At 72.1% G+C, this 12233-nt stretch carries 14 protein-coding genes; 5 read left to right on the top strand and 9 right to left on the bottom strand.

Annotated elements, in window-relative coordinates:
- The first annotated feature begins 2 nt into the window (after positions 1-2).
- A complete protein-coding gene (locus tag LZG04_RS02715) occupies positions 3-890 on the top strand; it encodes a DUF4097 family beta strand repeat-containing protein (protein ID WP_233812717.1) in 888 nt (295 codons plus the stop codon).
- 67 nt (positions 891-957) lie between these two features.
- Here the strand turns inward: LZG04_RS02715 and LZG04_RS02710 are convergent, their stop codons facing one another.
- From LZG04_RS02710 to LZG04_RS02695, 4 genes are all read right to left on the bottom strand, one after another.
- Entirely contained in the window at positions 958-1545 is a 588-nt protein-coding gene (locus tag LZG04_RS02710; protein WP_233812715.1) for a TetR/AcrR family transcriptional regulator, read from the bottom strand.
- A 70-nt stretch (positions 1546-1615) separates the two neighbouring features.
- Positions 1616-2629, bottom strand: coding sequence for an aldo/keto reductase (locus LZG04_RS02705; RefSeq protein ID WP_233812713.1), 1014 nt, complete (start codon positions 2627-2629; stop codon positions 1616-1618).
- A gap of 63 nt (positions 2630-2692) precedes the next feature.
- Positions 2693-3904, bottom strand: coding sequence for a winged helix-turn-helix domain-containing protein (locus LZG04_RS02700; RefSeq protein ID WP_233812710.1), 1212 nt, complete (start codon positions 3902-3904; stop codon positions 2693-2695).
- The gene (locus tag LZG04_RS02695; RefSeq protein WP_233812708.1) at positions 3894-4790 is read right to left on the bottom strand and encodes an EamA family transporter; all 897 of its coding nucleotides are present in this window, start codon (positions 4788-4790) and stop codon (positions 3894-3896) included. Before LZG04_RS02695 ends, LZG04_RS02700 begins: the two co-directional genes overlap by 11 nt.
- Before the next feature lie 329 nt (positions 4791-5119).
- On the opposite strand from LZG04_RS02695, the gene LZG04_RS02690 reads away from it, so the two are divergent.
- The 4 genes from LZG04_RS02690 (at position 5120) to LZG04_RS02675 (ending at position 8180) form a co-directional block, all read left to right on the top strand.
- Entirely contained in the window at positions 5120-5953 is an 834-nt protein-coding gene (locus LZG04_RS02690) for a C39 family peptidase (protein WP_233812706.1), read from the top strand.
- Positions 5954-6197: 244 nt separating this feature from the next.
- Entirely contained in the window at positions 6198-7085 is an 888-nt protein-coding gene (locus LZG04_RS02685; RefSeq protein WP_233812704.1) for a hypothetical protein, read from the top strand.
- Positions 7086-7106: 21 nt separating this feature from the next.
- Entirely contained in the window at positions 7107-7658 is a 552-nt protein-coding gene (locus tag LZG04_RS02680; protein WP_233812702.1) for a GNAT family N-acetyltransferase, read from the top strand.
- Between the two features lie 21 nt (positions 7659-7679).
- Positions 7680-8180, top strand: a complete 501-nt coding sequence (locus LZG04_RS02675) for a VTT domain-containing protein (RefSeq protein ID WP_233812700.1) — start codon at positions 7680-7682, stop codon at positions 8178-8180.
- Here LZG04_RS02675 and LZG04_RS02670 read toward each other — a convergent pair.
- From LZG04_RS02670 to LZG04_RS02650, 5 genes are all read right to left on the bottom strand, one after another.
- Positions 8128-8505 (bottom strand): hypothetical protein, encoded by a 378-nt coding sequence (locus LZG04_RS02670; protein ID WP_233812698.1) that lies wholly within the window; start codon positions 8503-8505, stop codon positions 8128-8130. The two genes, LZG04_RS02675 and LZG04_RS02670, sit on opposite strands and share 53 nt — an antisense overlap.
- A 103-nt stretch (positions 8506-8608) precedes the next feature.
- Positions 8609-9400, bottom strand: coding sequence for a cellulose-binding domain-containing protein (locus tag LZG04_RS02665; protein ID WP_233812696.1), 792 nt, complete (start codon positions 9398-9400; stop codon positions 8609-8611).
- Positions 9401-9627: 227 nt separating this feature from the next.
- Positions 9628-10083, bottom strand: a complete 456-nt coding sequence (locus LZG04_RS02660) for a tetratricopeptide repeat protein (RefSeq protein WP_233812694.1) — start codon at positions 10081-10083, stop codon at positions 9628-9630.
- Between the two features lie 10 nt (positions 10084-10093).
- On the bottom strand, positions 10094-10852 hold the full coding sequence (gene dapB / locus LZG04_RS02655; RefSeq protein ID WP_267934775.1) for a 4-hydroxy-tetrahydrodipicolinate reductase: 759 nt from the start codon (positions 10850-10852) through the stop codon (positions 10094-10096).
- Complete coding sequence (locus tag LZG04_RS02650) at positions 10849-12186, bottom strand: M16 family metallopeptidase (protein WP_374202788.1); 1338 nt, start codon at positions 12184-12186, stop codon at positions 10849-10851. Before LZG04_RS02650 ends, dapB begins: the two co-directional genes overlap by 4 nt.
- Positions 12187-12233 lie beyond the last annotated feature (47 nt).

Here is a 12233-nt window from a genome sequence, read left to right as displayed (position 1 = left end):
TCATGGAATCGGACGTGGTTCGACAGCAGAGCTTCGAGGTCGACGGTGTGGTGGAGGTCGACGTGGCGCTGCTCGCCGGCCGGGTGCGGGTGCACCTGGTCGACGAGCCGGGCGTGCACGTCGAGGTCAAGCACGACCCGTCGCCGGGCGAGTCGTGGACGGCCGGCCTCAACGGGCTGCTGACCTGGGTGAACAACCAGTTCGGCGGCGCCCAGGGACAGCCGACGGGCCCGGCGGACGCGGTGCGGGACGCGCGCGTCGAGCTGGCCGGCGGCCGGGTGAAGGTGCACTCGTCCAAGGCGCTGCCGTTGCGCGCGGTGCCGTTGAGCGTCACGGTGCGCGCGCCGTCCGGCTCGCACGTGATCGCCAAGGCGGGTTCGGCGGACGTGACCGTGACGGGCGCGGCGGGCCGGCTGGAGCTCCAGACCGGCACCGGTGACGTCACCACGGACGGCGCGGACGCCTCCGCGCAGGTCAACTCGGGATCGGGCAAGCTGAGGCTCGGGCCGATGCTCGGCGGGCTGCGGGCGAAGACCGGCAGCGGTGCCGTCGAGGTGTCGGAGGTGGGCGGGAACACCGTGATCTACACGGGCACCGGTGACGTGTGGCTCGGCGCGGTGCAGAACGACGTGCAGGTGCGCACGGGCGGCGGTGACGTCACGATCGCCGACGCCGCGTCCGGCCGGATCCAGCTCGGCACCGGCTCGGGCGACGTGCGCGTGGGCGTGCGGCCCGGCGTGGCGGCGCAGGTCGACCTGGTCTCCAGCTCCGGCTCCGCGCGCAGCGACCTCGACGTCTCCGACACACCGCCCACCGACGAGCCGGGCCTGTTCATCACCGGCCGGACCGGCAGCGGCAACGCCTTGGTCACCACGGCGGCCACGGCCTGACCGCGAGGACCCGCCAGACCGAGCCGCGGCGTGCGCACCCCCGATGCGCGCGCCGCGGCCTTCCTCGTCAGCCGGCGTTGCGCAGTCCCGCCACCAGCAACGACACCACCGCGTCGAAGTTGGCGTCGACGTCGGGGGCCGACCAGCCGGGCGCGTGGACCGGGTCGTGGAAGCGGGCGGTGGCGGCCAGGACGGCCGTCGCGGTCCGCCGCGGGTCGTCGGTGGTGAAGTCGCCGGCGGCCACACCGTCCTCGACGATCCGGGTCACGTCCTCGACCAGCGTGGCGACGTGGGCGTCCACCACGGCACTGCTCTCCCGCACCAGCACGGAGTACGTGGCGAACAGCTCCGGGTCGCCCAGGGCCTTCTTGCGCTTGGCCTCGAACAGCGCCGCCAGCCAGTCGCGCAGGCGCCGCGGCGCGGGGGTGTCGGCGGCGGCCAGCTCGGCCAGGCCCGCGTGCGCGCGGTCGAGCCAGCGCTGCGTGACGGCCTCGCGTAGCGCCGCCTTCGTGGGGAAGTGCCGGTAGACGCTGCCGTGGCTCACGCCCAGCGCACGCGCCACGTCCACCACGGTCGCCTTGGCCGGGCCGTAGCGGCGCAGGACGTCCTCGGTGGTGCTGAGGATGACCTCAGCGGTCAGTGCGCCGTCCGCCACGTGCCGCTCCCTGGTGTCGCCTGCCGTCCGGTCAATTGTGCGCGCACCGGAGGCGGCCGGCGGACCTCGGTCAGCGCTCGCTGTCCAGGTGCGCCATCAGGGCCGGCGCGTAGCGGTCGCCCGCCGCGGCGTCGGCGGGGACCGCCGCCTCGATCCGGGCCAGGTCCGACTCGGTGAGCGTGACGTCGAGCGCGCCCAGCGCCTCGGTCAGGCGGTCACGGCGACGCGCGCCCACGAGCGGCACGGTGTCGTCGCCCTGCGCCAGCACCCAGGCGATGGCCAACTGGGCGACCGTCGTGCCCTTGTCGGCGGCCACCGCGCGCAAGGCCTCCACCAACGACAGGTTGTGGTCGAGGTTCTCGCCCTGGAAGCGCGGCGAGACGGCGCGGAAGTCGTTCGCCTGCCGTGACGCCGTCCAGTGGCCCGAGATCAGGCCGCGTGACAGCACGCCGTACGCGGTGACGGCGATGCCGAGCTCGCGGGCGGTCGGCAGGATCGCCTGCTCGATGCCGCGCGAGATCAGCGAGTACTCGATCTGCAGGTCGACGATCGGGTGCACGGCGTGCGCCCGGCGCAGCGTGTCCGCGCCGACCTCGGACAGGCCGATGTGGCGGACGTGGCCCTTCTCGACCTCGTCCTTGATCGCGCCGACCGTCTCCTCGATCGGGACGGCCGGGTCGAGGCGGGCGGGCCGGTAGACGTCGACGTGGTCGGTGCCGAGCCTGCGCAGGGTGTAGGCGAGGAAGTTGCGCACGGCCTCCGGTCGGCCGTCGTTGCCGTGCCAGCCGCCGTCCGCGTCGCGCAGCGCGCCGAACTTGACGCTGATCACCACGTCGTCGCGGTCGCGCTCGCGGAGGGCCCGGCGGATCAACATCTCGTTGTGGCCCATGCCGTAGAAGTCGCCGGTGTCCAGCAGCGTCACGCCCGCGTCGATGGCGGCGTGGATGGTGGCCACGCTCTCCGCCTCGTCGGCCGGGCCGTACAGGTCGGACATGCCCATGCAGCCCAGGCCGAGCGCGGACACCTCCGGGCCGGTGCGGCCCAGGGTGCGCCGACGGGTCACGCGGTGGGTGGAGTTCGTCATGACTCCACTATGGGACTTGGACTGACAGATTTCAACTTCTGTCAGTCCATCGGGTGGCGGGTGTCACCGCACCACCGCCGCCAACGCCGGGGCCAGGTCCCCCTTGGGTGCCACGACCACGTCGTCCAGCTCCAGCCAGTCCGCCATGTGCCGCAGCTCGGCGGCCAGCTCCACCGCGACCCGCCCCACGTCCGCGGTCGGCTCGGAGTGCGCCGCCTGCACCCGCAGCACGCCCGCCGCCCGGTCCGCCTTCAGGTCCACCCGCCCGACCAGCTCGCCGTCCAGCAGGAACGGGAACACGTAGTAGCCGTGCACCCGCTTCGGCGCGGGCACGTAGATCTCGATCCGGTAGAAGAAGTCGAAGATCCGCTCGGTGCGGTCCCGCTCCCAGATCAGCGGGTCGAACGGGCACAGCAGCGCCCGCCCGGTGATCCGCCTCGGCACGCGCGCCTCGACGTGCCGGTACGCGGGCACGCCCCAGCCCCGCACCTCGACCGGCTCCAGCACGCCCGCGTCCACCAGCTCGGCCACGGCCTGCCGGCTGCGCGCCGGCTGCAAGCGGTAGTAGTCCCGCAGGTCGGGTTCCGTCGCCACGCCCAACGCCGTCGCCGCACGGGCCACCAGCTCCCGCGCGCCCTCCTCCGCCGGGATCGACAGCCGCCGCGCCAACACCTCCGGCGGCAGCACGCGCTCGCTCAGGTCGTAGAGCCGCTCGAAGCCGCGCCGCGTCCCCGTGGTGAGCACGCCCTCGCCGAACAGGTACTCGCAGACCTTCTTGACCTCCGACCAGTTCCAGCCCCAGTGGTCCTTGGCCCGCGGCCCACCGCCGGCCAGCGCCTTCTCGATCGCGCCCGCGCCGACCGGCCCCAGCTCCTTCACCACGGCCAGGATGTCGTCCACCAACTGCGGCGAACCCTCGGCGACCGCCGTGTAGTTCTTCCACCAGCCGGGCCGCTTGGCCCCGGAGTGCAGCAGCGGCCAGTCCTCCACCGGCACCAGGCTCGCCTCGTGCGCCCAGTACTCGACCAGCAGCCGCGGTCGGCGGGCGCTGTGGGACCACGCCGCTTCGTCCACCAACGACGGCGCGTACGCGCCCAGCCTGCTGAACAGCGGCATGTAGTGCGCGCGGACGGCGACGTTCACCGAGTCGAGCTGCAACAGCCGGATGCGCGACAACGCCTTGAGCAGGTGCCGCCGGGTGGGCGCGGAGGTGGGCCGTGGATCGGCGAAACCCTGTGCCGCCAGCGCGATGCGGCGGGCGACGTCAGCGCTCATCTTCTGCACGGGCCGATCCTCCCACCGGGGTACGACACTTCCGCTCGGCCCGGACCACCAGCACCACCGCGGCCACCACCAGCAGGCCGCCGAGCAGTTGGAACGGCCCGAACCGCTCGTCGGCCAGCCACACCCCGAGCACCACCGCGATCACCGGGTTCACGTACGCGTAGGTCGCCACCGTCGACACCGGCAGCTCGCCCAGCACGTAGACGTACGAGCTGAACGCCAGCAACGAGCCGAACACCACCAGGTAGCCCCACGCCAGCCAGGACGAGGTGGTGATCGCGCCGAACGACACCCGCTCCCCCGCGACCAGCCCGACCACCGCCAACGCCGTGCCGCCGGCCAGCATCTCCACCGCCGACAGCGCGAACGGGTTGGCGGGCGTGTCCAGCCGGTTGCTCAGGAAGGACCCCAGCGCCCACCCGAACGCCGCCAGCAGCACCACCCACGGCCCCCACCACGACGACTCGCCCACGTCGTCCAACAACAACGCGGCCAACCCGACCAACCCGATCACCACCCCCGCGTACGTCACGCCGTGCGGCCGTTCCCCGGCGAACCTCCGCATCAGCACCACGTACAGCGGCACGGACGCCACCAGCAGCGCCGCCAACCCCGACGCCACCGACTGCTCGGCCAGCACCACGAGCCCGTTGCCCCAGGCGGGCAACAACAAGCCGAGCACCACCGCCGACCCGAACTGCCGCCGCGTCATGCGCAACCCACCACGCCACCCCACCACCGCGGCCAGCACGGCACCGGCCACGAGGAACCGCGTGCCACCCGACAGCAGCGGCGGCATCGACTCGATGGTGAACAGGATGGCCAGGTAGGTCGAACCCCAGACCACGTACACGACACCCAACGCTGCCCAACGCACCCACCGACGCTGTCACGCCACCCCGCCCGGAATCACGCGGATTTCGGCCACGGACACCCGGACGGCGGCCACGTGGACCGTTCAGCCCAGTCGGAACCACCGCACGGTCCAGCCCGCCATCCCCCTTAACCAAGGAAATCGAATCAGTCCAGAATTTTCGCCCATCCGCCGCACCTCGTCCCGCGGTCTCGCCGGCGGGACGCGGAGAACTTGACCGACCCGGCCACGGGTCGCACTATTCACCACGCCATCCAGGCTCTCGAAAGAACCGATCAGGGGGGATTCAACAGATGCGAAAGAATGTGTCGACACTGCGTAGAGCAGGAGTGTTGGCGGTCATTTCCGCCGCACTCGTGGCATTGGTGGCACCGGGGTCGGCGTCCGCGACCGGTGAGGACGGGGATTTCGCGGGCGCGCCCGCGCTCTCCGCGGAGGCCGCCTGGGCCCAGTACGAACTGGACTCGAAGAACGGCCGCGGCGCGGAACTGGCGAAGCTGAAGAAGTCGGAATCACCGGCGAACAACCGCACCGACGCGGCCACCCGGTCACGGGTCGCCGCCAAGGACAAGGCCGCACTGGCCCACCTCGAGGAGAAGAAGGGCTCCTTCTCCGCGCTCGGGGTGCTCACCCTGTGGTGGCAGCAGCAGGAGACCGACTTCTGGTGCGGCCCGGCCACGGTGTCCATGATCACCAACGCGCGCGGCGTCGGCATGGGCCAGGACGAGGCGGCGCGGCAGCTCGGCACCACCGTCGACGGCACGCCGTGGTCGTCGTGGGGCGGCTTGGGGTCCCCGGTCCGGTCCGTCCTCAACTCGCGCCTGAACACCGGCTGGTACGAGGTCAAGCCGCTGAGCAGCTGGCCGACGGGCTCGGAGATCCGGACCTATGAGGCCAACCTCGTCTACAACATCGACCGGGGCTGGCACCTGGCGGGCAACGTGTACGAGGTGAAGGGCAGCCAGTACCGGCTGAACGGCCACCCCTCGGACCGCACGATCTGGCACTGGGTTCCGATGTACGCCTACGACCACAGCGGTGAGACGACCTACTACGCGGACCCCGCCTCCGGTACCGGCAACGGGTTCCAGAGCGTGGCGCAGTACAACTACATCAGTTCCCTGACCATCGCGGTCGCCATGGGCGAGCGGGGCTACATTGCGTAAACGCCATGTGCTCATCATGGCGTGCGTCCTGGCGGGCACCTTCGGGTGCTCGCCAGGCTCGTCCACGCTCCCCTCACCGCATTCCGCCGCACCGGGGCCGAGCCGCGCTCCGAATCAACCTCCGGACCGCGCACCGCTGGGCGCGGGCGCACTGCTCTCCTGCGGTGTCGACCTGCCCTCGGAATGGCGGGGACGGATCGAGGCGGCGAAGCTGGAGAAATCCTCGGCCGACGAGGTGCTGAACGTGGAAGCGGTCAGCGACGACGCCTCGAAGGTGTTCGCCGGCGCCACTTCGGGCAAGCAGACCAGCCTGGTGGTGATCACCGGTCACGAGCGGCGCACCATCATGACGTTGAACGCGCCCGAGCAGTTCTACGGCGCTTCCTTCGACGGGCGCTGGTTGACGTTCGGCGTCGGCCACCACCCCGGCAACCAACACCTGTGGACCGTGCACGCCTGGGACTCCGAGTCCGCCGACGAGCCCTTCCAGGTCGGCGACAACCGGGCGGCGGTGCGGAGCCCGTGGCTGTTCACCCGCGCGCACCGCGGCAAGGTCACGTGGGTGCAGGGCACCGGCAAGCCGGACCAGTCCAACGGCATCCACCTCTACGACCTGGCCACGAGGACCGACCGGGTGGTCGTGGAGGGCCGGGTGGACGGCCCGGTGTTCTTCGGCGACCTGCTGCTGTGGCGCGAGTACGACGAGGCGAAGACGGCCAGGTTCACCGGCGTCTCGGCCTCGGACGGCACACCCGCCGCACTGCCGCCCGCGCTGCGCGACAGCCGCCCGGACTGGTACGCGACGGCCGACGAGAAGACCCTCGCCTGGACCGACGGCGACCAGAAGGCCATCCACGCCTGGCGCGCGGACTGGCCGGGGGTGCGCGAGCTGGCGAAGATCGAGCCGGGCGTCGAGCTGCCGGGGATCAGCTTCCCGCAACTGTCGGGCGACCTGATCGCCTGGACGTCCAAGCTGAGCTCCGTCACCGACATCCGGACGGGCAGCACCTATCGCGCGGACGGGATGTCCACCGCGCTGTCGATCTCGGGTGGCGGTCTGGTCGTCACCGGCGGCGGGGTCACCCCGTCGGTGGTCCCGATCACCGACCTGCCGCCGCTGCCCGCCTGCTGAGCGGTCGATAGGGTGCCCGGCATGGCCGACGCCACCGTGCGCACCGCGCAGCCCGACGACGTGGCGGAGATCGCCCGCATCCACCGCGACACCTGGCGCACCGCCTACCGGGAGCTGGTCCCGGCCGAGGTGTTGGGGGCGATCGACGTCGACCGGACGGCGGCGGCGTGGGCCGAGGCGGTCGCGCACGGGCAGGTGTTCGTGGCGGCCGAGGGGACGTGGACGGTCGGGTTCTGCGTGGCCGGGATGGCCCCCGAGGACGACGTGGCCCGCGCGGACGGCTCGTTGCCGGCCGACGCGGCGACGACGGCGTTGGTGAACGTGCTCGTGGAGCCGCGGTGGGGACGGCGCGGGCACGGCGGCAGGCTGCTCGCCACCGCGGCCCTGCACCTGCGCGAAGCCGGTGCCACCAGGGGTGTCGCGTGGGTCCCGGAGGCGGACAAGGCGTCGATCGGCTTCTACGGCAAGGCGGACTGGGAGGCCGACGGCACGGTGCGCACGTTGGACGCGGGCGGGCGTCCGTTGCGCGAAATCAGGGTGACAGGGGGGTTGTCCCTACTGCTCGAACCTTGACCGCGAGGGTAGCTTGGCCGAGTGCTCGGGTGGTTGTGCCTCACGTTCAGCGTCGCTTTCGGCTCCGCTCTGTTACCCCTGATCAGCATCGAGATCTTCGTGATCGGCCTGGTGACCCAGCAGCCGGGCATCTCGTGGTGGTGGATCGGGCTCGCCGTCGCCCTGGGTCAGGTGCTGGGCAAGATGCTGTACTTCCTGGCCGCCCGCGGGTCGTTGCGGCTGCCCCCGCTGCTCAAGCGCCGGGAGAAGGAGCCCAAGCCGCTGTCGCCGCGGCGGCTGAAGTGGCGGGCCCGGCTGGAGTGGGTGCGCGTGCGCTGCCACCGGCACCCCCACTGGATGTTCGGCACGCACGCGGTCAGCTCGGTGGTCGGGCTGCCGCCGTTCATGTTCACCACCGTGCTGGCCGGGCTGGCCGGCATGTCGTCCTGGCTGTTCATCTCGACCAGCGTGGCCGGCCGGTTCGCCCGGTTCAGCGTGCTCGCCGCCTCGCCTGCCGCGGTGGCTGGCTGGTGGGTGCACTAGCTCCGCGCTCGTGGCGCACGAGGCGCTGCTCGGGCAGCGTCAGCCCGTAGTGGTCGTGCAGCTCGGCCTGCTCGGCGTCCGACAGCTCCCGGTCGCCGACCTTCGGCGCGTCCTCGACCTCCCGCTTGTCCACCGGCACCACGAGCCTGCGGTCGCGCACCTGGGCACCCCGGATCGGGACGAGGGTGACCCCGCGGTCGCTGCGCACGGAGGCCCACAGCGGGCGGCCACCGGCCAGCCACAGCTCCGCGACCGGTCCGATGGGCCTGCCGTGCCGATCCAGCACGTCGCACTCGTAGAGGCGGTCCACCGCTGAGCGATCCATGCCTCTTCGGCTACCCGGCCGTTCGGGTGATCGCACGGTGAACCACCCGGTCGTGTGACTACCGTTCGATGCACGTCGAGGTGGTCGCGGCAGCCCGGGTGACCTAAGGTCGCTCGCCCGGGCGCTCACCCACCCGCCGGAGGTGGCGGCGCACCACGAGCAGCACGGCGACGCCCACGGCCGCCACGAGCAGGCTGATGACCAGGCCCAGGCGCAGCGCGTCCACCCCGCTGTCCGGGCTCACGTCCGCCGACAGCACGACCGCGGGCTTCGGTGACGCCGTCGGCCAGTCGAACGTGCCGGAGGCGGCCGACGACTCCGACACCGCGGTCGTGGACCGCACCGAGGACGAGGACGCCGAGCTGACGGTCGTGGTGGTCGTCGTGGTCGTCGTGGTGGTGGCGGCGGCGGACGGCGCGGTGGTGAGCGACGGCGGGGACGACGGCTCCGGCGCGCGGGTCGTCGACCCGGCGGTCACCACCGACCCGGTGCACGGCACGCCGTCCACGCTGAACGACGTCGGTTCGGGGTTGCTGTCCGACCAGGTGCCGTTGAAGCCGACCGTCACCGACCGGCCGGTCGCCACCGCACCGTTGTGGGAGGCGTTCTTCACCCGCACGGTGCTGCCGGACTGGGTGAACACGCCGTTCCACGTCTCGGAGCTGATCCGCTGCCCGGCGGTGAACGCCCACTCCAGCGTCCAGCCCGACAGCGGGTCGCCCAGGTTCGTCATCGTGACGCGCGCGCCGAACCCGCCGCGCCACTGGTCGGTGATCGCGTAGTCGACGGCGCAGCCGGCCGCGGCGCGCGCCGTGGCGGCCGGGATCACGACACCGACCGCGGCCAGGGCCGCGACGACGGCGAGAACGGCCCGGACGATCCGAGCGAAGTGCATGCGTACTCCTGGGGACGTGCGGCGCTTCGCCTGATTCTTCCCCAGAAGTCGGCGAGGTCAGCCGAGCGTGAGCGCGATGCCCAGCGCGAGGACGACGAGCAGGCAGGAAACGGTCAGCCGCAGGTTCTCACAGGTTCTCACCACGCCACCCACGGTAACCACGACCACCGGAAGATCCAACGCAAGAGTGCCTTAAGACCGGATGAATCGTGTCTCACTCGACTGGTCTACGCCCGATTCGTCGGCGCAGCGAAGAGGTCGATCGCCTTGCGCATGGTCTCCCGCGCCCGGCCGCGGTCCCCGGCCAGGTCATAGGCCTGCGCCAGCAGGAACCACGCCCGCCAGTCCCGCGGGCGCGCCTCGACGTCGGCCTTGCGCTGCTCGAACCACGCGTCGGCCGCCTCGCGGTCCACCCGGCCGGACGGGCGGCGCGGCAGCCCGGACGTGTCCAGCAGACCGCCCTCGGCGTCGAGCTGCCGCGCCATCCGCTCGGTGGTGAAGCCGAACCGCAGGTTGGTCCACGCGATCCACGCGCCGATCAGCGGCAGCACGAGCACGCCGACGCCCAGCCCGATGCCGACCGGGTCACCGGTGCCCAGCAGCACCGCGGCCCGGCCGCCGAGCAGCACGAAGTACACCGCCAGCGCGGCGGTGATCAGGAACGCGACGGTGCGGGTCTTCACCGGGGCCCGATCAGAGGTCCATGTACTTGTCGAGCCCCACGGACAGCCCCGGGTGCTTCGCGATCGACCGCACGGCCAGCAGCACGCCCGGCATGAACGACTTGCGGTCCAGCGAGTCGTGCCGCAGCGTCAGCGTCTCGCCCTCCGTGCCGAACACGACCTCCTGGTGCGCGATCAGCCCGGCGACGCGCAGCGAGTGCACCCGCACGTCGTCCACGAGCGTGCCACGCGCACCGGGGGCCTCCTGCGTCGTCGCGTCCGGCATCGGGCCCACGCCCGCCGCCTCCCGCGCCTGCGAGATCAACCGGGCGGTGTGCGCGGCCGTGCCCGAGGGGGCGTCCACCTTGCGCGGGTGGTGCAGCTCGATGACCTCGGCCGACTCGTAGTACGGCGCGGCCAGCTCGGCGAACCGCATGGACAGCACCGCGCCGATGGCGAAGTTCGGCGCGATCAGCACGCCCAGCTCCGGCTTGCGGTCCAGCCACTCCGACACCGCGCCCAGCCGCCGCGCGTCGAACCCGGACGTGCCGACCACCGCGTGGATGTCGTTGTCCACGCAGAACCGGAGGTTGTCCATCACCACGTCGGGGCTGGTGAAGTCGACCGCGACCTGCGCGCCCGCGTCGGCCAGGGTGGCCGGCCGGTCACCCGCGTCGACCATCGCGACGACTTCCATGTCCGGCGCGGCCTCGACCGCGCGGCACACTTCCGCGCCCATGCGGCCCTTCGCGCCGAGGACGCCTACGCGGAGTGGTTCAGCGGAACTCAAGAGATCACCTCGTGCACCTGGGACGGCAGATCATCGGCGTGAGCGTAAGGGCCGACCACGGCGGCGGCGACGGGGCGTCGCAGCAAGTCCCGCGCCAACGTCGCGACGTCGTCCGCGGTGACCGCGTCGATGCGCGCCAACGTCTGCTCCACCGACAGGTAGTCGCCGTAGTTCAGCTCGCCCTTGCCGATGCGCGACATCCGCGAGCTGGTGTCCTCCAGGCCCAGCACGAGCCCGCCGCGCAGCTGGCCCTTGCCCCGGGCCACCTCCGCGTCGCTCAACCCCTCGCGGGCCACGGTGGACAGCACGTCGCGCACCACGCCCGCCACGTCGCCGAGCCGGTCGGGCTGGCAGCCCGCGTACACCGACAACGTGCCCGCGTCCGCGTAGAGGCCCACCGACGAGTACACCTGGTAGGCCAGGCCGCGCCGTTCCCGGACCTCCTGGAACAGCCGCGAGCTCATCCCGCCGCCCAGCGCGGCGTTGAGCACGTTCAACGCGAACCGGCGCTCGTCGTGCCGGTCCAACCCGCGCACGCCCAGCATCAGGTGCGCCTGCTCGGTGTCGTCGGAGTGCAGCACCAACTTGCGCGAACCGGGGATGCGGGCCCGGCCTGCGCGCGGCGCGACGGGCGTGCCGACGCGGTCGAGCCGGTCGCCGATCTGCTTGCGCACCAGGCGCATCACCTGCGCGTGGTCGATGTTGCCCGCCACCGCCAGCACCATCCGCGGCAACGTGTAGCGCTTCTTGTAGAAGCCGAACAGCGCGTCGCGGTCCATGTCCCCGATGGACTGCTCGGTGCCCAGCACCGGCCGTCCCAGCGCGTGCTCGCCCAGCAGGGCGTCCAGGGACGCGTCGTGCAGCAGGTCTTCCGGGTCGTCGTCGCGCATGGCGATCTCTTCGAGCACGACACCGCGCTCGGTCTCGAAGTCGCGCGGCTCGCACAGCGCGTCGAACACCACGTCGCACACCAGGTCCATGGCCAGCGGCAGGTCCTCGTCCAGGACGTGCGCGTAGTAGCAGGTGTGCTCCTTGGCGGTGAACGCGTTCAGCTCGCCGCCGACCGCGTCGATCTCCTCCGCGATCTGCGCCGCCGTGCGGTTCGCCGTGCCCTTGAACAGCAGGTGCTCCAGGTAGTGCGCGGCGCCCGCGACCTCGACGCGCTCGTCGCGCGAGCCGACCTGCACCCACAGGCCCACCGACGCCGACCGCACGCCGGGGATCCGCTCGGTGATGACCCGCAGCCCCGACGGCAGCACGCTGCGGCGCACGGCCACGCCCGCGTCACCGCGTTCCAGCGACACCGTGCTGCCGGGTTTCTGCAGGTGACCCAGCCTGCGCGTAAGCGGACGGCCGCGAGTGCCAGAAGCACTCGCGGCCG

It is taken from the genome of Saccharothrix sp. S26, assembly GCF_021390395.1.
GTDB lineage: Bacteria > Actinomycetota > Actinomycetes > Mycobacteriales > Pseudonocardiaceae > Actinosynnema.
Note: the sequence above shows the minus strand (reverse complement) of the source record. Positions and strands in the feature narration are given on the sequence as shown.

Excerpts from the sequence above, each read along its gene's own strand:
- LZG04_RS02715 (WP_233812717.1), top strand. The coding sequence starts at position 3 with ATGGAATCGGACGTGGTTCGACAGCAGAGCTTCGAGGTCGACGGTGTG.
- LZG04_RS02705 (WP_233812713.1), bottom strand. The coding sequence starts at position 2,629 with ATGACGAACTCCACCCACCGCGTGACCCGTCGGCGCACCCTGGGCCGC.
- LZG04_RS02700 (WP_233812710.1), bottom strand. The coding sequence starts at position 3,904 with ATGAGCGCTGACGTCGCCCGCCGCATCGCGCTGGCGGCACAGGGTTTC.
- LZG04_RS02680 (WP_233812702.1), top strand. The coding sequence starts at position 7,107 with ATGGCCGACGCCACCGTGCGCACCGCGCAGCCCGACGACGTGGCGGAG.
- LZG04_RS02670 (WP_233812698.1), bottom strand. The coding sequence starts at position 8,505 with ATGGATCGCTCAGCGGTGGACCGCCTCTACGAGTGCGACGTGCTGGAT.
- LZG04_RS02665 (WP_233812696.1), bottom strand. The coding sequence starts at position 9,400 with ATGCACTTCGCTCGGATCGTCCGGGCCGTTCTCGCCGTCGTCGCGGCC.